The sequence below is a fragment of the Roseospira marina genome (assembly GCF_014197855.1).
Classification (GTDB): domain Bacteria; phylum Pseudomonadota; class Alphaproteobacteria; order Rhodospirillales; family Rhodospirillaceae; genus Rhodospira; species Rhodospira marina.
Genome location: NZ_JACIGJ010000004.1, coordinates 189,391 through 213,800, shown reverse-complemented (window position 1 = coordinate 213,800; position 24,410 = coordinate 189,391). Strand labels below are relative to the sequence as shown.

Sequence of the window (24,410 nt, the reverse complement as noted above, 5' to 3'; positions counted from 1 at the left end):
GGGGCGCGCGCATGGCGGCCTGACAGAAGCCCCGGCCCGGGCCGACCATCACCCCTGCGCCATGCCAAGGCCCCGTGCGATGTGGTCCGCAGCCAGATCGACGGCGCGGTTGCGGCGCCCCGGGGGGCTGTGCAGGCCGATCACGACACCGGGCAGCGGCGGAAAACCCGGGCGGCCATCCAGCACCACCAGGGGCTCGGCAATGGTCGCGGCCTCCAGCGCCGCAACGCCCAGCCCCGCCGACACCGCCGACTGGATGAGGGCGAGACTGCGGGTGGTGTAGGCCATACGCCACGGCCGACCGATCGAATCCAGGGCCTGGAGGGCCTGGGCGCGGCACACGCAGCCCTGGGGCGCGGCGACCACGGGCAGAATGGCATCCGGCTCGCACGTGAAATCCGGTGCGGCCACCCAGTGCAGGGGCTCATGCCGGATCGCCGCGCCCACGGGCGAGTCCGGCGCATGCGATGCCAGGGCCAGATCAATCCGGCCTTCGTTCAGCAGCGGCGGCAGATCCTGGCTGGACTCGCAGGTCACCTCCACCTGGATCAGCGGGTATGCCTTGGAGAATGCGGCCAGCACCGGGGGCAACAGAACGGAGGTGTAGTCGTCCGGCGCGCCGATACGGACGAGGCCGTTCGCCTCCGGCTCGTGCAGCCGGGCCAGCGCCTCGTCGTTCAAGCGCAGCAGCCGCAGAGCGTACCCCAGCAGTGTCTCACCGGCCGGGGTCAGGTCGACCGTGGTGCGCGTCCGCGCGAACATGGCAACGCCCACGATCTCCTCCAGTCGCTTCACCTGCATGCTGATGGCCGACTGCGTGCGGCCCACCCCGGCGCCCGCCCGTCTCCGCCGCTGGACCGGATGGCTCACCCGCGCCTTACACCCGCCCTTTTTTCGCCATCCAAGGGATCGAGTATAGTGGGGTTCCACAGATTGGCGCGGACGGGCCCGTCCGCCTTCCTTCCCCACAGAGACCCCCTATGCTTCTGAACCGTCGCGCCCTTCTGGGCCATAGCGCTGCCCTGACCACTCTGGCCGCGCTGACCCCGCTGCGCACCGCCCTCGGACAAACCGAACCTAGCCCCCCCCCCGCGAGCGGCGACCCGTCGGGGCTGGCGACGCAGCCTTTCTCCTATGACGCCCTGATCCTGGAGGCCGAGGTGGCCGCGAAACGGCCCTACGTGGCGCCGCCGCGTCCGCGCCCGGACATCACCGCGACCATTGACTATGCCACCTGGGGCGCGATCAAGTTCCGCACCGACAAGGCGCCGTTTGCCACCGACGGCGCCTATCCGGTGACGTTCTTCCATCTGGGCCAATACTTCCAGTCCGCCGTGCGGATGCACATCGTGCGCGACGGCATGGCGACGGAGGTGACATACAGCCCGGACCTGTTCGACATGCCAGCCGACAGCCCGGCACGCCGGCTCCCGCCGGACTCGGGTTTTGCCGGGTTCCGTTTCCAGGAATGGTCCGGATCGGATGACTGGCGGAGCCAGGACTGGCTGGCGTTCCTCGGCGCGTCCTACCTGCGGGCCATCGGCGCGTCCGGCCAATACGGGCTGTCGGCGCGCGGCGTGGCGATCAACCCCGCCCTGCCGGACACGCCGGAGGAGTTCCCGAGCTTCACCGCCTTCTACATCGCCGAGCAGACCGACCCGGAGGCCCCGGTGGTCGTCTGCGCGCGGCTGGACGGCCCCTCGATCACCGGCGCCTACCGCTTCACGGCGCGGCGCGGCACCGACCGCACCCAAGGTGTGACCATCGACGTCGAGGCCAGCCTGTTCCTGCGTCAGGACGTCGCCCGCCTGTGCCTAATGCCGGTGACCTCCATGTTCTGGTTCGGCGAGAACGGGCGCGAACGGCCGTTCGACTGGCGGCCGGAGGTCCACGACAGTGACGGTCTCGCCCTCTGGCTGGCCGATGGGGAGCGGATCTGGCGCCCGCTCAACAACCCCACCGCGACCCGCGTGTCGGCGTTCGGGGCGGAGAACCCGCGCGGCTTCGGCCTGATGCAGCGGGACCGGGAGTTCGACCACTACCGCGACGGCGTGTTCTACGACCGGCGGCCGAGCCTGTGGGTGGAGCCGCTGGCCCCGTTGGGCCGGGGGGCGATCCAGCTTCTGGAGATTCCCACCAACGACGAGATTCACGACAACATCGGCGCGTTCTGGGTGCCCGAGGGTCCGGCGCGCGCCGGGGCGTCGTACCGCCTGCGCTACCGCATGCACTGGCGGGACAGCACCCCCTACCCGGCCGAGACCGTGGCGCAGGTCGTCTCCACGCGCTATGGCCGGGGCGGGCAACCGGGCCTGCCCCGCCCGGACGGCGTCTACAAAATCGCGGTCGAATTCGACCGGCCGGAGGTCCTGACCCGTATTCCGTACGGCGTCATGCCGGAGGTCGTCGTCTCGACCAGCGCGGGCGAGATCGTGCGCACCCACGTCGAACCCGTTCCGGGCGGCAATGTCTGGCGCGCCTTCTTCGATCTGAAGATTCCGGCGGACACAATCGCCGAGGTGCGCCTGTATCTGGCGCTCAACGGCGAGCCGCTGACAGAAACCTGGGCCGGGCAGTTCGACGCGGCGGCCTTGTTCCCGGCGCGATAAAGCCTGCCCTGTTTCGGATCACGGCGGCGGGGGACCTTATCGGCCAGCCCGCCCCGTGCCGGACACCCAGGTCTTACAGCCCGAGCGCCGCCTTGACCGCCGGCGCGCCCGGCGCGCCGTCCACGGTCGTCACACCGTCCAGCCAGGTGTCGAGCAGCGCCGGATTGGCCTTGATGAACTTGGTGGCGGCCGATTCCGCTGTTTCACCGTGGTCCAGGATGCCGGCCATCAGGATGTTTTCCATCTCCACCGTGAACGCCAGATTGTTCAGCATGGTGCCAAGGTTGGAGCACGTGTCGGACAGACCGTCGCGGGTCAGGGTGTAGACCGTGGCCCCGCCCTGATTCGGGCCGAAATAGGCGTCGCCGCCGGTCAGATAGACGATGTCCATCTTGGTGTTCATGGGATGGGGCGCCCAACCCAGGAACACGATCCACTCCTCAGCCTTCCAGGCCCCGCTCGCCTGCAACAGCATCCCGGCCTCAGAGCTTTCCACCAGGTCCCAGTCGCCCAGGCCGAACGCATCGGCGTCGATGATGTCCTGGATCAGCTGGTTGCCGTCGTTGCCCGGCTCGATACCATAGATCTTGCTGCCGAACTGGTCCTTGTGCGCATCCAGGTCCGCCAGATCGGTCACGCCGGCGTCGGCGGCGTACTTCGGCACCACGAGGGTGTACTTGGCGCCCTCCAGGTTGGCCCGGACCTGCTCGATCGCGCCGCTTTCCAGGCGATCCTCCACCATGCCGGCCATCGAGGGCATCCACAGGCCCAGGAACACGTCGATGTCGCCCTGCTCCAGCCCGATGAATGTGAGCGGAACGCTGGTGACCTTCACGTCGGTGGTGTAGCCCAGGGCGTCCAGCAGCGTGCTCGCAACCCCGGTGGTGGCCTGGATATCGGTCCAGCCGACCTCCGCCAGCCGCACCGTGCGGCAGGATTCGGGAACCTCGGCGAACGCCGGGCCGGTTGCCAGCGCGCCCAGCGCAACCGCGCCGGCAAAGGTGGTTTTGATCGGTGTCATAACTTTCTCCCTGATGTGTCCATCGCGTAATCGGGGGCGCGCCTAACGCTGCCGTGTCTCCCAGCCGTCCACGAGGGAGACCGGCGCGGTCTCCGCCGCCAATGGCGGCCGCTCCCGGATCACATCGGCCAGCTTCTCCGCCAGCATAATGGTCGGCGCGTTGAGGTTGCCCGAAACGATACTGGGCATGATGGAGGCATCGACCACCCGCAGACCGTCGACGCCGTGGACCCGCCCCTCCGACGAGACCACCGCCATCGGGTCCGCTTCCGGTCCCATGGCGCAGGTGCAGGAGGGATGATACGCGCTTTCGACAAGGTCGCGCACCCAAGCGTCGATCTCGGCATCCGTGCGAACATCGGGGCCCGGGGCCAGTTCGCCGTCGTTGAACGGCGCAAACGCGGGCTGGTTCATCACCTCGCGCGTCAGCTTGATCGAATCCCGCATCTCGCGGCGATCACGCTCGGTGGAAAAGTAGTTGAACTGGACGCGCACCTTGTCCGTGGGGTTGGCGGAGCGCAGCTTGACCCAGCCCCGGCTTTCCGGCCGCATCGGACCCACATGGGCCTGATAGCCGTGCACCTTCTGCATGCCACTGCCGTCGTAGGACGCCGCCACCGGCAGGAAGTGGTATTGCAGGTTCGGATGCTTGACCCCGGCCTCGGACCGGATGAAGCCGCCGGCCTCGAAGTGGTTGGTGGCGCCCGGACCGGTGCCCTTGGTCAGCCATTCCAGGCCGATCTGCGCCTGATTCCATGGCTTCAGCACGCCGTACAGTGTCTGCGTGGTCTTACATTTGTACTGGACATAGACCTCCGGGTGGTCCTGGAGGTTGGCGCCGACGCCCTTCAGGGGCGACACCACGTCGATGCCGTGACTCTGCAAGTCGTCCGGATCGCCAATGCCGGACAGCATCAGCAGGTGCGGCGAGTTGAAAGCGCCCCCAGCCAGGATGACCTCGCGGCTCGCGCGCGGCTGATGCTCGCCGTGCGGCCCCTTCATGGCCACGCCCACGACCTGCCGGCCCTCGGTCAGAACCCGGCTGACCAGCGTGCGGTCGATGAAGGTCAAGTTGTGCCGCTTCAACGCCGGGCGCAGATAGCCCATGGCCGTGGATGACCGGCGCCCCTTGCCCACGGTCATGTCCATGGGGCCGAAGCCCTCCTGGCTCTCGCCGTTCAGGTCGTCGGTCTTGCGGTAGCCGGCCTGCTGCCCGGCCTCGATGAAGGCATCGTACAGCGGCGTCCAGCGGGTGCCGCGCGTCACCTTCAGCGGCCCGCCGACACCGTGATAGGGGTTGGGGCCGACCTGCGGAAAGTCTTCGCAGGCCTTGAAGTACGGCAGGCAGTGCCCATAGTCCCACGCCGGATCGCCCGTTTCCTCCGCCCAGCGGTCGTAGTCCAACGCGTGACCGCGAATATAGACCATGCCGTTGACCGAGCTGGAGCCACCCCAGACCTTGCCGCGCGGCTGGTACATGCGCCGGTTGTTCACATGCGGCTCGGGTTCGGTCGTGTAAGACCAGTTGTAGGTGTCCGTCTTCAGCGGCCACGCAAAGGTCGCGGGCATGTGGATATAGAGGCTCCAGTCGCGCTTGCCGGCCTCGATCAGAAGCACCGACACCGAGGGATCCTCGGTCAAACGGTTGGCGAGAACGCAGCCCGCCGAGCCGGCGCCGACGATGATGTAGTCATAGGATCGTTTCAGGGCGGGCATCAGTACGGGGCCTCCACATGGCCGGGTTCGACATAGACGCTCTTGATCCGGGTGACGTGCTCCAGCGCCGCACGACCGTTTTCGCGCCCCAGCCCGGACTGCTTGACGCCGCCGAAGGGCATCTCGACCGGGGTGATATTGTACGTGTTGATCCACACCACGCCCGCCTCCAGGCGTGCGGCGACGCGGTGCGCGCGGGTCATGTCGCGGGTCATGACCCCCCCGGCCAGCCCGACCGGCAGGCTGTTGGCGCGGGCGAGGACCTCGTCTTCGTCCCGGAACGGCAGCACGGTCATGACCGGACCGAAAATCTCCTGACGGCACAGGGCCAACCCGTCATCCTCGGTGCGGAACACCGTGGGCCGCACGAACGGCTTGCCCGCCAGGGCCGGGTCGTCGGGCGCCCCGCCCCCGGTCACCAGTGTGGCGCCGTCGGCCTTGGCGCGTTTGATGTGCGCCAACACCGAGGCATGGTGTTCGGGGGAGATCAACGGCCCCATCTGCGTGGCCGGGTCGAGCGGATCGCCGAGCGTGATGGCCTCCGCCCGCGCCACCAGCCGCGCCAGCACATCGTCCATCACGTCGGCGTGGACGAACACCCGGGTGCCGTTGGTGCAGATCTGCCCCTGGGTGTAGAAGTTGGCCAGAATCGCGGCGGAGACGGCGTCGTCCAGGTCGGCGTCCTCGAAGATCAGCAGCGGCGACTTTCCGCCCAGCTCCAGCGTCACGGTCTTCAGGGTGGCGGCACTGTCGGCCATCACGGCCTTGCCGGTGCCGACCTCGCCGGTGAAGGAGATCTTGGCGATGCCCGGGTGCGCCGTGAGCATTCGGCCCACCCGCGCGCCCCCCTGCACGACGTTGAACACGCCATCCGGTAGCCCGGCCTCGCTCAGCACCTCGGCGAGGATATAGACGGACAGCGGCGTCTGTTCGGCCGGCTTGAACACCATGGCGTTGCCGGCGGCCAGCGCGGGCGCGGCCTTCCAGCAGGCAATCTGAAACGGGTAGTTCCAGGCCCCGATGCCGCCGACCACGCCCAGCGGCTCGCGCCGGGTGTAGAACCAGGGCGCGTCCCCGCCCTCGCCCAGCGCCTGGCATTCACCACCGATGGTCGGCGCCAGGCTGGCGAAGTACTCCAGGCAGTCAGCGCCGGAGTCCACATCCGCTTCGGGCGTCTCCTGGATCGGCTTGCCGCCGTCCAGGCTTTCCAGGCGGGCGATCTCGTCGCGGCGTGCGCGGATGCCCAGCGCGGCCCGCATCAGAACACGGCCACGTTCGGCGCCGCTCATGGCGGCCCAGACCCGTTGGCCCTGGGCAGCGGCGGTGACGGCGGCATCCACGTCCTCGGCGGAGGCAACCTGGACATGGGCCAGAACCTCCCCGGAGTACGGATTATGGGTGGCGAAGGTCTCGCCGGACGTCGCGGCGCGCAGGGCGCCGCCGATGAACAGCGGGCGGGGGATGTCAGTCATGGACGGACTCACGGTCGGAGTTCGGGGCGCGCTCTTGCGCGACGGCGGGCCGCTCTTCGGCCTCGGCCTCGCGCAAGGCGGTGGACAGGTAGTGGGCAGCCAGGGCCCGCGTTTCGGCCGGATCGATACCGCCGTTGTCCAGCGCGGCGCGGAGCCACAACCCGTCGATCAGCGTGGACAGACCCAGCGTGATGCGCCGGACCGCGTCGTCCTGGCCGGGAAGCGCCTGACGCAGGGCATGACGAAGATTGCTGTGCAGCCGCGCCGTGTTGATCCGTTGCAGGTGCCCGAGCCGGGGGCTGTGGTTGACCCGGCCCCAGAACGCCAGCCAGACCGCGCTGGTGTCGGGGCGGAACTGCTCGGGACTCAGGTTGGCGTCGATGACCGCGAGGACCCGCTCGCGCGGGGTCGCCGCCGCGCTCAGGCGCTGCGCCGTCTCCCGGCCGAGTTCGCGGCCGAGGAAGCGCATGGTCGCCTCCATCAGCTCCGCCTTGTCGGCGAAGTAGTGGCCCACGATGCCGGCGGTCAGGTTGGCCCGCCCGGCGATGCGGGCAAGGCTGGCCCCTTCCGGCCCGTCCTCGTGGATCGACTGGATGCACGCCCGGATCAGGTCGAGGCGGCGCTGGTCTTTCAGGCTTGGGCGTCCCATGCCCGGGACCCTCCCATTTTTTGATTGTTCATACAAACAAAAAATGGGGGACACAAAAAAGGGGGCGGCTTGGCGCGCCGCCCCATCCCCATATCCGTCACCCGGTCAGTGATCGGGATCGCCCCGTTCCTCGGCCCGCAGCCGCCCCAGGGTTCCGGCATAGGTCCGCATCAGGTCGCGCTCGTGCACCACGCCGACGAGGCGCATGGTCGCCCGGTCGCGCACCACCGCCATCTGGCTCTCCCCCGACGCCTCGATCGCATCGATGGCCTCGCTGAGCGTCTCGAGCAGCGCCAGCGCCGGCGGCTCGGTCAGCGCAAGGTCCATGGCGGTCGGGTGGGTCTCCGGCGCGCGCTCCATCAGCACCGCCATGACGTCGGGCAAGGCAATGGACCCAAGCAACCGCCCCGCGCCGTCCACCACGAACAGCTTTTCCCCGCCGTGATCCCGGAAGGCGGCGGCGATCGCCGCCGTCCCGGCGTCGGGCGGCACGGTGGGCGGATTGGGCGTGACGACCGACTGAACCCGGATCTCGCGCATCATCTGCCGTTCGCGGTCCCGATCCACATCAAGGCCGCGCCGACTCAGCTGCCAATGAAACAGCGAGCGATGCCCGGTGAGGCCCTGCGAGACCACCGTCGCCACAACGACCGCCGCCATCACCCCAAGGGTCAGAGGATAATTGGCCGTCATCTCGAACACGATCAGACAGGTCGAGATCGGCGCGCCCAGCACCGCCGCCGCCATGGCCCCCATCCCAACCAGCGCATAGGCGCCGGGGCCGGACGACAAGGCCGCGGGCGCCGCCGCCGTGGCCAGCGCACCCACCGCCGCGCCGATCACGGCCCCGATCGTCAGAGACGGGCTGAACACACCGCCACCGAACCCGAAGCCGAGGCACAGAACGGTCGCGACAATCTTGGCCGCCGCGATCGGCACAGCCTGGTCGAACGACAGGCCCCCGGCCAGCGACTGCGTCGTCACCTCGTAGCCGACGCCGAGCACCTCCGGGTAGGCCATGGCGATCCCGCCCAACCCCAGCCCGGCGATGGCCGGGCGCAGCCACGGCGGCACACCCGACCGGCGCGTCGCCCAATCGGTCAGGACCAGCGATGTCATGAAGACCGCCGCGACCAGCCCGCACACGACGCCCAGGATGATGAACACCGGAAACCCGAAAAAGCTGGTCAGGTTCAGGCCGAGCGTCAGGGCAAACGCGGGCTCGGCCCCGAACCACAGGCGGGACACGATGGTGCCGGCCAGGCTGGACATGACCACGGGCGCAAAGGCGCTGGCCGCGTAATGGCCGACAACGACCTCATGCGCGAACAGGGCGCCGGCGATCGGGGCGTTGAACGAGGCCGCCACGGCGGCGGCGGCCCCGCACCCCAGCAGCGTGCGCGACACCCCGCGCCCGAAGTGAAACGTCCGCGCCAGCCACGCGCCCAGGGTCGCGCCCAGATGCACCGCCGGCCCTTCGCGCCCGACCGAGGCCCCGAAGCCCAGGGACAGCATCGCGCCCACCGCCGACGCCAGCCCTCGACGCACGGGCATGCGGCCCCCGCGCAGCACGGCGGCCTCGACCACGTGCGAAACGTTTTCCGGCCGCCCGGTGGGCATGGTCAGCCGGTGCCACAAACCGACCACAAGGCCGCCCAGCACCGGCGGCAGCATGACCGCCCACCAGGGCAAGAGCGCGACCGTACTGGCGAGGTAGTGGATATCGCCACCGTAGCTCAGCCCCTCCAGGAGGACGATCCCCTCGCGGAACACAATGATACCGCAGCCGGTCAGGCCCCCGACGACCACCGCCAGCAGCGAGACCAGCAGCCAGTCATTGTTCACCATACTGCGCGGATTCAACCGCGCGGCTCGACCGATCAATACCCGGGAGAAGTGGCGGGCGAAGCGAAGGGCGTGGGGACGGGAACGCGGCATCGGAACACGGGACTCCCAGGGCGGGCGGCAAAGGCACGGCCGGCCCGCCCGCCGGACCCAGCATCACCGTGGGATCCCGGGTCAACGCGCCTCGGCATCCACTTCGTTTTGAGAGACGACCTGATTACGGCCCAAACGCTTGGCGGTATACAACGCGCGGTCCGCCCGCTGCACCATGTCGCCCACGGATTCCCCGGCCACATATTCGGCCACGCCGATGGACAGTGTGATACGCCCCAGTTCGCGCCTGGATCGGCGGTTCGTGATGCGCTTGCTGGCCACCGTCATGCGGACGGAATCGGCCACGGCGACGGCCTCATCCAGGGACGTGTCGGGCAGCACGGCCGCGAACTCCTCGCCGCCGTAACGCGCCACCGTATCGTTCGGACGCGCCCGACTTCCGATCGTCCGCGCCACCAGTTTCAGGACCTGATCGCCCATCGGGTGGCCGTGCGTGTCGTTGAAGCGCTTGAACAGATCGATGTCCATCATGAGCAGGCAGAGCGGTGCCCCGGTGGTGGTCGCCGTGTTCGAGGCGTCTCGCAAGGCGGCGTCGAAGACCTTGCGGTTGGGAATCCCGGTCAGCGCGTCGGTGCGGGCTTCGGACTGAACCCGGTCTAGATCTTCGCGCAACTGCGTAATCGTTTGCGCCGATTCCGTCAGCTCCGCACCCATCTTCCGGTTCAGGCACAGCATTTTCTGTGTTTCGACGACGACGGACGCCATGAAATCGCGCAGGGGCTCGCTGTTCGCCCCCTCGGCCCGCTCGGCCCGCTCGGACAAATCCTCCAGCGTCGCCCCGTAGCTTTCCGTGCCTTTGTTGGTGACCGAGATCATGCGCAAAAGCTGTTCCAGCGTGCGCTCGATGCGCACGCTGGCCACCGCCAGTGTCTTGCTTTCCCCGGCTTGGCTCACGAACGACTCGTGCAATCCCCGCACGACCGCCGGACCGAAATCCGAGCCCCCTTGAACCAGGGCCTCGATTTCGCGGCTCAGCGCCGGCAGTCTTTGGCTGTGATGCAAGTACCAGATGGCGAAATTATTTGGCGTCGGGACGACCCGATAGTGGGCCATAGTATCCATGGCCTTTTTCGCCGCATCCTGGGCTTGGCTCATGGTCTCCGCAAATTCCATTGTGCCGTCCCGGCGAAATGCCGCCCTGGATTTCTAGAGCCTCTGACGCAAACACGGCCAAATGGTCCGGTTCAGACCCTAGAGGGCTCCACTCAGGGATACACTAACTCCCAGCGTCCACCCAAGCACGCATGCGACGAACAGGCCAGGATTCTCCTCTCGCGCCCCGTGTTGCCCATAGGTGCCTCGGCCGTTGCGGCCATGTCGCACCCAGACTCACCCAGCCCTTGGCCTCCGCCCCTCAGTCACACTGCCCGACGGACCCATCGGCGCACACCCGCTCCCCATCGACCCAGGTCGCCCCGGACAGATCGGCATGCAGCAGGTCGGCCAAGTCGAGGTCGGCCCCCGACAAATCGGCGCCCCGCAGGATCGCGCGGAAGAACCGCGCCCGCCGGAACGAGGCATCCTTCAGGATGGCGCCCGACAGATCGGCCTTGGTGAAATCCGCCTCGCTCAGGTCGGCTCCGGTCAGGTCGGCACCCTGGAGGTTGGCGCTGACGAACCGGACCCGGAACCCGCTCGCCCCGGACAGGTTCGCGCCGGCGAGATTGGCCCGCTGAAAGGACGTGTCGCGCAACGTAGCGTCGCTCAGATTCGCCCCTTGGAGGTTGCGTCCATCATGATAGCAGCGGCGCCACTCGACACCGGGCTGCGCCACATCCGTACAGTCGGCGAAGGCTGGACCGGCGGCGGGCCCCATCACGGCGAGCACCACCGGCAGAAACGCAAAAAACCGGATTCCCTTGACCACCACGTCCCCGAAACCATGCGTGTTTATGATGGGCGTAAGGGTACGCCCTCTCCCGTGTGGGGCAAGGTCTTTCCGCCCGGCCACACCACGCCACGCCCTGCATTCCGGGGCGACGTCGCCAAACCGGTTTTCATTGTCGCGCCGTTCTGTCGGCTCTACAGTGGTTGTCATTGAGTCGTCACCTTCAAATACAGAGAGAGCGGCTCCGCATACCCCCTCGGCGGGCGGCGCCGTCCGGGGCCGGTCCGCGTCCCAAGAACAGTCGGGAGGAGGGTCCGATGATCACGCAGCCCCAGGCCGATCAGGCGATGCTTGATGCGGAACGTCACGTTCTGCGGGCGGAATTCCAGCAGGCGATGGAAGCGTTTGCCCGCGCCCGCCTGTTCTTCCACAAGACCGGGGATCGGGACGGCGAAGCCATCGCGATGCTGCGCACCGGGGAGCTGGAGCTTGGGCAGGGCCACACCCTGCGCGCGCGTGACGCCCTGTTCGAGGCGTTGGCCCTGTTCACCGAGGAAGCCGAGGACAGCGACTGCTCCGCGGCCGAGGTGCTGCTGTCGGAGGCGCTGCACCTGGACGGGGAATCCGACAAGGCCATGCGGCACGCCGAAGCCGCCCTCGCCCGCGCGGAAAAGGCCGGGAACCTGTACGGCGAGGCCCGCGCGTATATGCAGATGGGACGCATCGACCTTGACGCCGGTCGGAGCGATCTGGCGCTCGAACGCTTGGGCCACGCCCGCCGCCTGTACGAGGAGGCCGGAAACGGGTTGCATGAAGCCACCGCGCTGTCCGCCATGGCGGGCGTTCTGCGCGACACCGGCCGGCCCGATGCCGCGCACGAGGCCCTGGAGCAGGCCGCTGATCTGTACGCCATGAACGGCGACCACCTGGACGAAGCGACGACCCGGATGGACATCGGTCGCCTGCTGGCGACCCTGGGCGCCCGGGACGATGCACGCGAGGCGTTCAGCGTCGCCGCCCGCCTGAATGGCGAGGCCGGCCACCTCGCGGGCGAAGCGGAAGCGCTGCTGGAAGCCGGCCGCCTGGAAGCCCGGGAGGCCCCGAAGCGCGCCCTGAAGCTGCTCCGCCACGCCGCCGACCTGTTCGGCCACGCGGGGCTGGACGTCCGGCGCGCGCAGGCGGAACGGGAAGCGGCCGGACTGCGTGCGTGATCCTTAGGGTCTGATCGGTGGGCTGGCACGCGGCCAACCCACCCCGCACGCATGGGCATAAAACCGAAGAAATGCAGAGCCGCAGAGATGCAAAAAAAGGGGCGCCCGTCGGGAGCGCCCCTCTTCCTTTGATTTGGTCTGCTGATTTGGTCTGCGTCTTCGGTCAACCAGGGCCCGCCGACCCTGGTGCCCGGGCCATCACGGCGGTCCGGTCCCGCGATCAGCGGCGGTCACCGCGATGGAAGCGGCCCGCGACCACATTCGGAATGTCACTGCGCGTCAGGCCGATATCGGTCAGCTGGTGCGCGTCCATCGACAGCAGGGTGTGCTCAAGCTCGCGACGCTCCAGGTAGCCGTTCAGGCCCCGCAGCATCCAGCCGAACACACCGTGCAGATACCAGTGATCGTCATTCGAGGCATCATGCGGCTCATCCGGCGTCCAGCGATGACGCGCCATAGGATCGGCGTGCGTCAGATCGGCGTCCTGAGCGGCCGTCGCGCGCGGCGCGGCACCGGACAGACTCACGAAGGGGGCGCTCAACACCGTTCCGATGGCCGACGCCTGCTTGAGGGCCACACCGTTCCGCGTCGTTTCCATATAGGGCCACATCACTCTCACTCCTTGAGTACGGGCGGCTCCCGGTCGTCCGCCGACGCCGGCTTCCGGTGCGTACGGACCTGCCCGAAAACCGAAGCCCAGCGATCTGAGACGGACCCTTTTGCGGCCGTGTCAAAACAACGAGCGGGACTTGGCCCCGTCTGGACCACGCCCCACCCGACCTTTCAGAGTATAAGTAAACGGCCCTGGGTTCGGCAGCGGCATTCCAGCAGTGCCGCATTGCTTTGCACGCATATGGGCCATTGAGCAATTTGCATATCTTAAAGGCGATGCGCTGGGCCGTGATTAAATTCTATGCAGTTACATCCCAGCCGAGCGGCAAGGCAACCCACGCGGGCGTCTTTGGCGCGAGAACTTGACCGGAGCGCCGAAACCGCTCACATGCTCCCCAGGGCCAACCGTGGCCCACACACCGCTCAACTCCGGAATATCATGGCCACACGTCAAACCCGTGCGCGCTCGGCCCCCCCGCCCGATGCCCACACCAAAGACGCCCTTGCCCGCCTGGGGGAAGCCCTGGCACGCGCCAATCGGCCACGGCCCGAAGCGGGGGCGCTGCAGGCGTTGATCGCCGGAATCGCCGCCTGCCCGCCCAGCCGCGACCACGCCTGGATGGACCTTGTGGCCGTTCCGCCGCGCCCGCCCGAGGTTGTGGACGCCCTGCAGCAGGCCCGGGCCGCCCTGGCGCCAGCGCGTCCGCGCGCGGATGGCCCGGAACAAGGGCCGCGCCTGCGGAAGCTGCGCGCCGTTCTGGACGCGCAGAAAACCACGGGGATGCTCATCCCCAGGGCCGATGCCCACCAAGGAGAGTTCGTAGCCGGCAACGCCGAGCGCCTCGCGTGGCTCACGGGGTTCACCGGTTCGGCCGGTTTCGCTGTCGTTCTGGCCGACCGAGCCGCGCTGTTCGTCGACGGCCGGTACACCCTGCAGGCCGCCGAGCAGGTCGACACGGCGCTGTGGGAGATCATCCCCACGGCCCAGACCTCGGTGGGCGACTGGCTCGCCAAGGCCCTGACGTCCGGCGACCGGATCGGCTATGATCCCTGGCTGCATACCGCCGGCGAGGTGGAGCGCCGCGCCCGCGTCTGCGAGCGCGTGGGCGCCAGCCTCGTTCCGCTGGCTCTCAATCCGATCGACTCCATCTGGTCGGATCGCCCGCCGCCGCCGCTCGGCCCGTTGACCCCCCAACCGGAAGCCCTGGCCGGGTGGTCCAGCGCGGAAAAGCGCGCGCGGATCGCCACCGACCTGCGCCAGCAGACGTGCGCGGCCACCGTCATCACGGATCCGGCCGCCCTGGCGTGGCTCCTGAACATCCGCGGCGCCGACGTGCCGTTCACGCCGTTGGCCCTCGGGTTCGCCATCCTTCACGACACCGGGCGGGTCGACCTGTTCATGGACAGCCGCAAGATCACGCGGGCCACGCACGCCCACCTGGGCGCGGACGTCAGCGTCCGGCCGCCCGCCGCGCTCGGCGAAGCCCTAGACACGCTCGGCGCCCAGAAGCGGCGGGTGTTGATCGACCGGGAGGGCTGCGCCGAATGGATCCGCGACCGGCTCAAACGGGCCGGTGGCAAGGTCCTCCTGGGCGCCGACCCGATCGCACTGCCCAAGGCGCGCAAAACGCCCGCCGAGTTGGAAGGCGCGCGCGCCGCCCATGTGCGGGACGGCGCCGCCCTGGCCCGGTTCCTCTGCTGGCTCGACCGCGAGGGGCCGACGGGAACACAGACGGAAATGTCCGCCGCCGCCCAGCTTGAGACGTTTCGCGCCGAGGTCGCGCACTACCGGGGACCGAGTTTCGAGACGATCAGCGGTGCCGGCTCCAACGGCGCCATCGTCCACTACCGCGTCACGCCGGAGACGGACCGCGCCCTGGCGCCCGACATGCTCTATCTGGTGGACAGCGGCGGCCAGTTCCGGGACGGCACCACGGACGTCACCCGCACCGTGGTGATCGGGCAGCCGACAGCGGAGCAGATCCGCCGCTTCACGCTCGTTCTCAAAGGACACATCGCCATCGCAACCGTCGTGTTCCCCCGGGGCACCACCGGGGCGCACCTGGACACCCTCGCCCGGGTCGCGCTCTGGGCCGATGGGGTGGACTTCGAACACGGCACCGGCCATGGCGTCGGCAGCCACCTGGGCGTGCACGAAGGCCCGCAACGCATTTCCCGCCGCCCGTCCGACGTGGCCCTAGACCCCGGCATGATCGTGTCGAACGAGCCCGGCTACTACAAGGCCGGCAGCTACGGCATCCGGATCGAGAACCTCGTGGTGGTGGCCCAACCGCGTCCGCCGACGCCGGGCGCTGAGATCGCACTGCTCGGCTTCGACACCCTCACCATGGCACCGATCGACCGGCGACTGATCGATACCGGCCGGCTGACCGACGCGGAACGCGCCTGGGTCGACGCCTACCACGCGCGGGTCCGGGCGGAGATCGGCCCCCTGTTGGATGAGGACACACGGGCGTGGCTGGACGCTGCGACGGCGCCCTTGGAGGCGGGTGCCGCGCGGGCGTAACGATTGGGACCAGCCGACGCATGACGTCCGCTCATCCGTCGGCTGGTCGAGGGCCTGTCACAGGATCAAACGCCCCCGCGATGGCCGCACACCACCATCACACGGGGTGCCCTGAATCGGACGGTCGCGCCCCCCATTCCTCGGACGCCGGATGCGCCACTGCCTCTGTGGGGGCCCCAGAGGACACCCCCGAGGACACCCCCGAGGATTCCCACGGTGTCGCGGCCCCGGCGGTACGCACGGCCGTCACCCCCGGCAGCCCAAGGCGCTGTTCCCGAAAGTCCCGCCGTGTCGTGCTCAGCAGGCAGGCCGGTTCGGGCAGCGTGCACAAGGGGGCCGCCAGCATGAAGCCGAGTTCGGCGGTGCTGTGCCAATATTTGTGGAACGCGAATTTCCGTAACAGGCCGATCATACTGAACCCGATCAGAAAATCCGGGTCCCATAAACCGACGCCGATCAGCTTGGCCAGTTGCGACACGGTCTCCGCCAAACCCTGCCCGGATTCCGCCTTGGCCGTCCAAACCGCAACCGAGCACATCACCAGGCCGGAGATATGCCGCGCCGACGGCGCATCGACCCGACACCATGTGCCTTCGGGAATCCGGACCGGATCATCGTAGAAGAACCGCAGGCTCTCCATCTCCTCGCGCAAGCTGGTGGGCACGTGGCGCAGCCGGACGGCCGTCGTGGCGACCAGCCGCTCGTCCCGCCACGCGCCGACCCAGAAGGCGGTGCCGTCCTCCAGCGTGGACTGGCACGCCGGATCGACGAGCGGCATCCGCTGGTTGGACTCCCCGGCCAGCCCAGGCGCCTCGACGAGCGGCCAGAAATTCCGGCTCACCCCGACCTGAAGGCCCAGGGACTGGATCCGGGCCGCGCGCCGCGCGACCTCCATGGACAGCCGCCGCTGCACCTCACGCTCCGCGCCGAACCCGACATCCAGAAACGCGGGAACCGGGACGGCAACCTGTTCGATCTCTCGCTGACTCATGAGTCTCTCTCCGTGTTGCGCGCATCGGAAAATCCGATGATCGCCACCACCTTGCGACCCCACCGGTCGAAGATGGGAAAGCTCACGCGCCGGTACGGACGCCGACCCGCGACACGGACGAAATGCACGACGGGCGCCCGCTCGTGGGCCGCCAAAGCGAAATGAGACGCCACCATCGTGCCGAACCCACGGGACGGCTGAATCTCCAGGAGATCGTGACCCATGATCTGGTCCCGGGTCATACCCTGCGGCAAACGAAGCTTCGCCCCCACGAACTCGACCCGGAACTGGTGATCCTTGACGCCGAACACGCCCCCCAGTTCGAACAGCGACGCCTGTATAACCCGGTGGATCAACTCCGAATCCACAATGCCGCCGGCCTCCCGCCAGATAGACAGGAACGCGGCTCCGCTCGCCGGGGCTTCCGACAGACCGAGACGCTCGGATACCGTCACGTTCCGGGCCGAATCCCCGGACCGGTCGATCGCCCGATCCGCCTGCGTGATATGATGCCGGATCTCGCGGACCCGGTTCAGCTCCGATAGGATCTGGTAGCGCGTGCTACAATGAAAATCCACCCAATCGGTGATAAACACCCGCAGGGTGGCCCCGCCGCTCGGCATTTCCCGGTCGAGCCAGGCCATAAGGGACTCACACGCCCCGTCGCTGACCGCCACCGCATTGCAATGGATCATCAGCGGGGCGTGATCGCCATCCTCAATCAGAATCCAGCCCAAGTCCCGCATCGCGTGCTCGGATGCCGGCTGGTTCATGCCCTCGGGTATCCCCAAGAGCCGCAGCGCCGCCTCCTCCGGACACGGGTGCGGCGCGGTGACCACGCCCCCGTCCGTCGCATAGCGGAACCGCCGAACGGGTCCGGTGAGAGAGCGCAGAACGTCCACGGGATCGCGCCGCACCCCTTCGGACCGGCTGGCGAACAGGGCGAGTTCCGCCTCGCTCAGGCGTCGGCGCTGCACGGCGACGCCAAGCTCGCGCGCCCAGGGTTCGTCGCCGAACACCTCCACCATAAAGGCGGCCGGATCGCTCGCGGCGCGCGCCACCAGGCAGAGGTTCGCCACAGTCGGGCGCCCCCCTTTGCGGAACCAGGCCCGGACCGTTGTTGGATTGATCCCCACCGAAGACAATTTATAGGACGCAACAGTGGTCGGGCCGAATTCCCGTGTGATCGCGGCCTGCCAACGCGCTGTGAAAGTTTTATCCCAATCGGGGATATCATTCTCCTGGATCGTCATTTTACTGTTTAGGGCCGTCAGTTGAACGGCGTTCAGCGCACGTATTCAGACCATGCGTGCGGAATAGTAGCGGGGGGCCTCGATGTCCAAAAAAACCGACGTGATCCATGAGCTTGGAACCAGGATAGGTGAACTTTTGTTTGAAGCGGTCCGCCTTCAGGCCGTGGCCCGCCGCAATGGCGACACCGAGTCGTCGGAAAAAATTGCGGCGTTCATCGCAGGCGTATCGGCCGCCGAAAGCGCGTGCTTGAGAACGGACGAGAGTTGCGGCGCGTTTCTGATGTCGCGCCTCGACGAGACTCGGGCCCACTAACCCGACGCTCACCCCGCGCCGGGTAAGCCCTGGCCGTGTCACGGCGCGCGTGACACGGCTGAGGTGGTCGGCGCCATAATCCGCCACGAACCGGCGCCCCGTCTCGGACGCGGGGCGCGGACGTCCATGGCCGGACAGGACAGAACGTGCCATAGGACCTCCGCCTGCATGGCTAAACCGGAACCAACGCCGTAATCGAATCGTACAGCATCCCACCTTGATCCGTCCGGGCACGACCAAGGACCACGGGGTGGACACGATCCGCGACAGAGGCGATCGTTCATGAAAAACCGGATCGCCTTTGGCTCGCTCAAGTCGTGCGTGCCTTTGCCCTAGGCCCACCATCACATCACCCAAAACCGGGGCAGCAAAGGCCATAACAGAACGATAAGACAGGATACGCTGCGGTGTTGCAAGAACCGCGTTCCAGTTCCGCGCCGCGGCCGCTCGCCAAAGGTGTGGCGGAGCCCCCCTCACGGAATATATGAAACTGTGACAGCGCAACCATCCAGCATGGATGCCAGACTGCTTCAGATCGCCATATTTTCGCCATAGGCACGAGGCCGGTCAGCATCCGATGCCTCCCATATGCTTATGCCCGGAATAAATAGAGCATTTATTTGCGTAATGCCCATTGAAGCACATTGGTATTTTCTTGGAATTGGGCATGTCTCTTGCGGAACAACGCCTGGAACGATACCCTTGAGGTCCTGCGCCATATCTGGCGCAGGATAGTCGTCAGAGACCGCGTGAGGTGGGCACCGGTTTCAAGGCGGAGACGACACTGTATCTGGTCAAGAGAGGGAAACCGACAGTGGCAAGAGGTGAAGGGCCGGACCCGGTCGACATCCATGTGGGCGACCGCATCCGGTTGCGTCGTGCCATGTTGCGCATGACGCAGCAGGATCTTGCGCGAGCCATTGGTATATCGTTTCAGCAACTGCAAAAGTACGAGCGTGGCGCCAATCGCGTCTCGGCATCCCGATTGTTTGATATCGCGAATCATCTGGATGTGCCGATCTCGTTCTTCTTCCAAGACATCGATGACGAGTTGTTGCGGCAGCGCGGTTTTTCAAACACCCCGGCGGACATCGACCCGGCGCTGACAAGTGAAGCGTTGCGCCTGATGACCGCGTACAACCGTCTGCCCAGTGATACGGTTCGTCAGAGAATCCTGGAGTTCCTGACGGCCGCCGTGTCGCCGGGGACGGCGGTGGAGGATCCATCGTCGTCAGAACCGGTCTCCTGAGGGCCACATGGCCTCAAGCGGCGGCGAGCGATAGCCCGGCCCAGGACGTCGGGCCGGATTTTGGGGCAGTCCGGATGGCAGAAGCCGTCCGAAGGATTGGGGGGACTGACGACGGGTCGGTCCCACCCCTTAGCGGTCCGCTCCTTGAGTGCGACCAAGACTGTCAGCGTGTGCCCGGCGGACGATTCGCGCCCTTGATGGCGCCCACGAAGCGCGCCAGCGTATCGGAGATCGCCCCGCGCGGAATGGCAATGTCGATCAACTGAAACCGCGACTCGTCGGCGCGCGCGGCCGCAAGCGCGGCCTTCAGGTCCGCGCGTGTGGTCACGGCATACCCACGCCCGCCCAGGCCCTCGGCCAAACGGGCGAACGGCCAGACGTCGAGGTCGTTGTAGCCGGCCTCGGGCTGGAACGTCCGCAGCATTTCCCAACTCGCGTTGTTGAACACCACGACGATCGGGGCCCAGCCGTTGCGCGCGCAGGTCCCCAGCTCCCAGCCGGTCATTTGAAAGGCGCCGTCGCCCACCATGACCAACGGGCGGCGGCCACTCGCCGCCGAAATGCCGAGGCCCGCCGGCACCCCGAACCCCATGGTGGCGTAGTACCCGGGCGCGACCAGCGGTGTGTGGACCATGTCCATGGCGGTGAACAGGCAGTCACCCATGTCCGACGCCACGGGCATCGGCTCGGTCTCGTCGAACAGATCGTTCAGCGCCGCGGCGATATCACGGGGATGAATCGCCGCGGCGTCGGCCACCAGCCCACGTGGCGGCACGGGCAACGCCGATGCGACCCGGCCCTCGGCCGGCGCCGCGCGACCGGCGCAGCGCTCAAGCAACGCGTCGATCAGCGCATCCAGCGGAACGTCGGGATAGACGTGGAAACCGACGCGCACCCCCCGGTCCGCCGCCACCATGGTCGCGCGCGGATCCACGCGCTCCCCGGACACGCCGAAGTTGGTGTCCGACATCAGAACGCCGAGCATCAGCAGCCCGTCGGACTCCTCCACCACGGCCCGCACCTCGGGCCGTCCCGCGAGCCCCATGTAGGTGCCGACGAGCGGCGCGGCGCTTTCCGCCAGCAGGCCGCGCCCCATGAAGGTGGTGGCGACCGGCATGCCCAGGCGCGATGCCAGCTCCGCAACCCGCCCTTCCAGGCCGAACCGGCGCACCTCCACCCCCACCAGCAGCACCGGGCGGGACGCCTCGAACAGTCGGGCCATCACCTCGTCGGCGCAGGCGTTGACGGCTGCGGGCTCCCAGGAGGATGGCGGCAAGGGCACCACAGGCTCGCACGGCGCATCCACGCGGTCGCGCGGGACCTCGATATAGACGGGACGGCTCTGTTCCCGACAGGACCGCAGCACCCGGGCGATCTCCGCCGGAGCGCGGTGCGGATCGTCCAGAACGGCCTGATCGCAGGTGATCTCCCGGTAGATGCGCAACTGGCTGTCCAGGGTGCGGACCTGATGGTGCAGCAACAGGCCGCGCCCGGCCTCGTCCACGCCGGGCGCGCCGGAGATCACCACCACCGGCGACTTCTCGGAGAACGCTCCCGCGATCGGGTTGACCATGTTGAGTGCGCCCGCGCCGTAGGTCACACAGGCGACGCTCGGCCCGCCATGCCACCGCGCCGCCGCGTCGGCGGCAAAGCCCACCCCCGGCTCATGCGCGAGGGTATAGAGCGGCAAGCGGTCAGCGTTCTGCTCCAGATGCCGAAAGAACGGCAGCGCAAAGTCGCCCGGGAGTCCGAACACCTCGTGGACGCCGTGATCCACCAGCGCGTCGATCAGCGCGCGGGCCATCGGTTGAGTCATGACGCTCCCTCCGGAGTAATGGCAAGCGGCCGAGGCCGTCCCGGGATCAGATCGCCCCGCCGGGACGCGGTCAAACCAAAAAAGGACTCGCGTTCCCGGCGCCAAGGCCGCAGAGTCCGGCGCCCTTTTCCTCCGAAACGGTTCGCCCGACCATGACGCAGCCCGCCGTCCCTCTCGACGCGCGCCCCGCCGATGACACCATCGCGCGCCGGCGCACGTTCGCCATCATCAGCCACCCGGACGCCGGTAAGACGACGTTGACGGAAAAGCTGCTGCTGTTCGGCGGCGCGATCCAGGCCGCCGGCGCGGTGAAAGCGCGGGGCGAAGCGCGGCGGGCGCATTCCGACTGGATGAAGGTGGAGCGCGAACGCGGCATTTCGGTCGCCTCGTCCGTCATGACCTATGAATACGGCGGCTGCGTCTTCAACCTGCTCGACACCCCGGGCCACGAGGATTTCAGCGAGGATACCTATCGCACCCTGACCGCCGTCGATTCGGCGGTGATGGTGATCGACGCCGCGAAGGGTATCGAGGAACAGACCCGCAAGCTGTTCGAGGTCTGCCGCCTGCGCGACGTGCCCATTGTCACCTTCGTCAACAAGATGGACCGCGAGGCGCGCGACCCGTTCGACATCCTGGATGAGATCGAGCAGTCGCTGGCGCTGGACGTCACGCCGGCCAGTTGGCCCATCGGCATGGGCAAGGCGTTCAAGGGCTGTTACGACCTGTTTCGCGACCGGCTGGTGCTGCTGGAAAAGGGCACCAAGGGCGGCCTGCCGCACGAGGGCGAGTCCTGCTCGGGCCTCGAGGACGCGAAGCTGGACGCCATGCTGCCCGTCGGCGCCGCCGACACCCTGCGCGAAGAGGTGGAGATGGCGCGCGGGCTGTGCCCGGACTTCTCCCTTCAGGCCTACCGCGAAGGCCATATGACGCCGGTGTTCTTCGGCTCGGCCATCAACAATTTCGGCGTGCGTGAACTTCTGGAAGGGCTGGCCGCCCTGGCCCCGCCGCCGCGCGCCCAACCGACGGCGGACCGCGCCGTGGCCCCGGACGAGACCAAGGTCTCCGGCTTTGTGTTCAAGATCCAGGCGAACATGGATCCGAAGCATCGCGACCGCATCGCCTTCGTGCGGCTGTGCTCCGGCCATTTCAAGCGCGGCATGAAACTGACCCACGTCCGCACCGGCAAGGCCATGGTGATGCACAACCCGGTGCTGTTCCTGGCCCAGGACCGCGAGGTGGCCGAGGAGGCCCACGCCGGCGACATCATCGGCGTGCCCAACCACGGCAACCTGCGCATCGGCGACGCCCTGACCGAAGGCGAAGCCCTGCGCTTCACCGGCATTCCCGCGTTCGCGCCGGAAATGCTGCAAAAAGCGCGCCCAAAGGACCCGCTGAAGAGCAAGCACCTGGGCAAGGCGCTGCAACAGCTCGCCGAGGAAGGGGTCGCCAGCGTCTTCAAGCCCATGCTCGGCGCCGACTGGATCGTCGGGGTCGTCGGATCCCTCCAGTTCGACGTCATGGCCGACCGCATCCGGACGGAGTACGACGTGCCGGTGATCTTTGAATCGACGCCGCTCTATGCCGCGCGCTGGGTGGAGGCCGACGATCCACGGCTGCTGAAGTCCTTCATCGATGCCAACCAGTCCGCCGTCGCCGAGGACCACGACGGCGCGCCCGTGTTCATGGCCCGGAATGCGTGGCACCTGAACAAGGCGCAGGAGGAATTTCCCGCCCTGCGGTTCCGCAACACGCGCGAACCGGCGGTTTAGGGAACCGCGCGGCCGTCGGGGTTCCACGCCCGCTATGCCGTTCGGTTCTATGCCGTTTGGTGGGGGCCCCGTATGGCGTCTGACCGACTGGCCGATCCGTCGACGGGTCGGCACAGTGGTGCGATGGGCTGCGTAAAGATCCTGGCAGGATCCCGCGCGACACCAACGCAAAAGGACGTCAGGAACATGAGAGCCTTTCGGCATGGTCAGGCCGTCGCACTCGGCCTCGCGATGATGGTGGCGGTCGCCTCCACCGCCCAGGCCGCCTATAGCGCGGACTACGATATTTGGTGGGAAAATAACGGCACCGTCAAAAGTCGTGCCCGCACCAACCCTGAAGCTATGAAAGCGGACGGCCGCCCGTTCCTCAGCCTCGGCGTCGGCGGGTGGGCCGTCCTGGATTTCGGCGACACCATCACCGGCCGCGGACGGATTTCCGAAACAACCGACAACTGCCGACCGACCGGCAACGGTCGTTGCACCTATAATGAGTCCGTCGACATCTACGCCGCGACGTCCTGGGATTCGGGCACCTACACGGCGGACGACCCGCTGGGAACCGCGGGGGGGGCTTGCGTCCGGCTGGACTCTGGTTGCGACTGTGCTGAACGGCGACGCCCAGGTCGGCGAGAGCTTTGCGATTCCCAGCGCGTTCCGGTTCCTAGCCCTGGTGGACACCAGCGAAGACGGACCGTCTAAGGATGGTTTTGACGTCGCATCCCTGACTGTGGCGACCACGCCGCTGCCGGGCGCGCTGTGGATGGCGTTGACGGCTTTGGGCGGGCTGGCCGGCCTCCGTGGTTTTGGCCGTCGACGGATCGCACGGCACGCCGCCTGACCCCACAAAGAGCAGTGGCGGAGGGTGTGTCTCATCCCCGCCGCCACAAGCCCAGTCGGCCCGTCCCAGTCGGCCAGTCCCGCGCGACGAATGTCGGCTTTAGAGCGCTTTGCGTGATATCTGGATCACGCAAAGCGCTTTGTATTATTGATACTTAAGCAAATCGCCGTCGCGATCTGTTCCAGATCGTTCGGGATTTGCTCTAATGAACGGGACCGTCCGTCTGTTCGGTGTCGTCCGTCGACGCCGGTACCACACCGGTCCGGGTGTCGAAGGTCGCAAGCGCACGGCGGCCGCTCGCGGCCAACGCCGCGTCGCCCTTGGACTCCGCGTTGTGGACGCACCGGACCAGCATGTCATGCACCTTCGCGGTGCCATGCGGCCCAGCCAGTGTCATCTCGGTCCAAACACTGGCCAAAACCGGCGGCATGCCGAAGCCCTGGGCAAGCAGCTGAACATGCGGTGCGTCAGAGGCCACGAGGTTTCGATCCACGGTCATCATGGTTCACCTCCTGGAGGGATCATCCCCCCACGGGAGCCCCTCCTCCCCACGAGTGCCCAACGAAATCGGGCA

General features: G+C 67.7%; 20 protein-coding genes. 7 read left to right on the top strand and 13 right to left on the bottom strand.

Features of this window, described 5'->3' with window-relative positions:
* Positions 1–48 precede the first annotated feature (48 nt).
* Entirely contained in the window at positions 49–870 is an 822-nt protein-coding gene (locus tag GGD82_RS07280; protein WP_184013247.1) for a LysR substrate-binding domain-containing protein, read from the bottom strand.
* A gap of 110 nt (positions 871–980) precedes the next feature.
* On the opposite strand from GGD82_RS07280, the gene GGD82_RS07275 reads away from it, so the two are divergent.
* Positions 981–2,609 carry an OpgD/OpgG family glucan biosynthesis protein gene (locus tag GGD82_RS07275; RefSeq protein WP_150062113.1) on the top strand — a complete coding sequence of 543 codons (1,629 nt, stop codon included), beginning with the start codon at positions 981–983 and terminating at the stop codon, positions 2,607–2,609.
* A gap of 73 nt (positions 2,610–2,682) precedes the next feature.
* Here the strand turns inward: GGD82_RS07275 and choX are convergent, their stop codons facing one another.
* The 7 genes from choX to GGD82_RS07240 form a co-directional block, all read right to left on the bottom strand.
* On the bottom strand, positions 2,683–3,630 hold the full coding sequence (gene choX / locus GGD82_RS07270) for a choline ABC transporter substrate-binding protein (protein WP_150062112.1): 948 nt from the start codon (positions 3,628–3,630) through the stop codon (positions 2,683–2,685).
* A gap of 42 nt (positions 3,631–3,672) precedes the next feature.
* Positions 3,673–5,346, bottom strand: coding sequence for a choline dehydrogenase (betA, locus tag GGD82_RS07265; protein ID WP_150062111.1), 1,674 nt, complete (start codon positions 5,344–5,346; stop codon positions 3,673–3,675).
* Positions 5,346–6,818, bottom strand: a complete 1,473-nt coding sequence (gene betB / locus GGD82_RS07260; protein WP_150062110.1) for a betaine-aldehyde dehydrogenase — start codon at positions 6,816–6,818, stop codon at positions 5,346–5,348. Before betB ends, betA begins: the two co-directional genes overlap by 1 nt.
* Positions 6,811–7,467: a transcriptional regulator BetI gene (gene betI / locus GGD82_RS07255; RefSeq protein WP_150062109.1), complete on the bottom strand. Its 657-nt coding sequence runs from the start codon at positions 7,465–7,467 to the stop codon at positions 6,811–6,813. The genes betB and betI overlap by 8 nt, the downstream gene beginning before the upstream one ends.
* Positions 7,468–7,572: 105 nt before the next feature.
* Complete coding sequence (locus GGD82_RS07250) at positions 7,573–9,315, bottom strand: chloride channel protein (protein WP_221240731.1); 1,743 nt, start codon at positions 9,313–9,315, stop codon at positions 7,573–7,575.
* Between the two features lie 171 nt (positions 9,316–9,486).
* Positions 9,487–10,521 (bottom strand): GGDEF domain-containing protein, encoded by a 1,035-nt coding sequence (locus GGD82_RS07245; protein WP_170284255.1) that lies wholly within the window; start codon positions 10,519–10,521, stop codon positions 9,487–9,489.
* 259 nt (positions 10,522–10,780) lie between these two features.
* Entirely contained in the window at positions 10,781–11,293 is a 513-nt protein-coding gene (locus GGD82_RS07240; RefSeq protein ID WP_246163826.1) for a pentapeptide repeat-containing protein, read from the bottom strand.
* A 278-nt stretch (positions 11,294–11,571) separates the two neighbouring features.
* Here GGD82_RS07240 and GGD82_RS07235 point away from each other — a divergent pair, with 278 nt between their 5' ends.
* Positions 11,572–12,465 carry a tetratricopeptide repeat protein gene (locus GGD82_RS07235; RefSeq protein WP_150062107.1) on the top strand — a complete coding sequence of 298 codons (894 nt, stop codon included), beginning with the start codon at positions 11,572–11,574 and terminating at the stop codon, positions 12,463–12,465.
* Between the two features lie 220 nt (positions 12,466–12,685).
* Here the strand turns inward: GGD82_RS07235 and GGD82_RS07230 are convergent, their stop codons facing one another.
* Positions 12,686–13,075 (bottom strand): DUF1127 domain-containing protein, encoded by a 390-nt coding sequence (locus GGD82_RS07230; RefSeq protein ID WP_150062106.1) that lies wholly within the window; start codon positions 13,073–13,075, stop codon positions 12,686–12,688.
* Positions 13,076–13,516: 441 nt separating this feature from the next.
* Between GGD82_RS07230 and GGD82_RS07225 the strand changes: the two genes are divergently transcribed.
* Positions 13,517–15,604: an aminopeptidase P family protein gene (locus tag GGD82_RS07225; protein WP_150062105.1), complete on the top strand. Its 2,088-nt coding sequence runs from the start codon at positions 13,517–13,519 to the stop codon at positions 15,602–15,604.
* 97 nt (positions 15,605–15,701) lie between these two features.
* Here the strand turns inward: GGD82_RS07225 and GGD82_RS07220 are convergent, their stop codons facing one another.
* Both GGD82_RS07220 and GGD82_RS07215 read right to left on the bottom strand, forming a co-directional pair.
* On the bottom strand, positions 15,702–16,595 hold the full coding sequence (locus GGD82_RS07220; RefSeq protein ID WP_150062104.1) for a hypothetical protein: 894 nt from the start codon (positions 16,593–16,595) through the stop codon (positions 15,702–15,704).
* Positions 16,592–17,674: a hypothetical protein gene (locus tag GGD82_RS07215; RefSeq protein WP_150062103.1), complete on the bottom strand. Its 1,083-nt coding sequence runs from the start codon at positions 17,672–17,674 to the stop codon at positions 16,592–16,594. Before GGD82_RS07215 ends, GGD82_RS07220 begins: the two co-directional genes overlap by 4 nt.
* 256 nt (positions 17,675–17,930) lie before the next feature.
* Between GGD82_RS07215 and GGD82_RS07210 the strand changes: the two genes are divergently transcribed.
* Positions 17,931–18,161, top strand: coding sequence for a hypothetical protein (locus GGD82_RS07210; protein ID WP_150062102.1), 231 nt, complete (start codon positions 17,931–17,933; stop codon positions 18,159–18,161).
* 754 nt (positions 18,162–18,915) lie between these two features.
* Positions 18,916–19,410 carry a helix-turn-helix domain-containing protein gene (locus GGD82_RS07205; RefSeq protein WP_246163824.1) on the top strand — a complete coding sequence of 165 codons (495 nt, stop codon included), beginning with the start codon at positions 18,916–18,918 and terminating at the stop codon, positions 19,408–19,410.
* A gap of 163 nt (positions 19,411–19,573) precedes the next feature.
* Here the strand turns inward: GGD82_RS07205 and ipdC are convergent, their stop codons facing one another.
* The gene (gene ipdC, locus GGD82_RS07200; RefSeq protein ID WP_246163822.1) at positions 19,574–21,226 is read right to left on the bottom strand and encodes an indolepyruvate/phenylpyruvate decarboxylase; all 1,653 of its coding nucleotides are present in this window, start codon (positions 21,224–21,226) and stop codon (positions 19,574–19,576) included.
* 152 nt (positions 21,227–21,378) lie between these two features.
* Here ipdC and GGD82_RS07195 point away from each other — a divergent pair, with 152 nt between their 5' ends.
* Entirely contained in the window at positions 21,379–22,998 is a 1,620-nt protein-coding gene (locus tag GGD82_RS07195) for a peptide chain release factor 3 (RefSeq protein WP_150062101.1), read from the top strand.
* A gap of 72 nt (positions 22,999–23,070) precedes the next feature.
* Entirely contained in the window at positions 23,071–23,697 is a 627-nt protein-coding gene (locus tag GGD82_RS07190; RefSeq protein ID WP_221240730.1) for a hypothetical protein, read from the top strand.
* Positions 23,698–24,038: 341 nt separating this feature from the next.
* On the opposite strand, the gene GGD82_RS07185 is transcribed toward GGD82_RS07190, so the two are convergent.
* A complete protein-coding gene (locus GGD82_RS07185) occupies positions 24,039–24,338 on the bottom strand; it encodes a hypothetical protein (RefSeq protein WP_150062099.1) in 300 nt (99 codons plus the stop codon).
* Positions 24,339–24,410 lie beyond the last annotated feature (72 nt).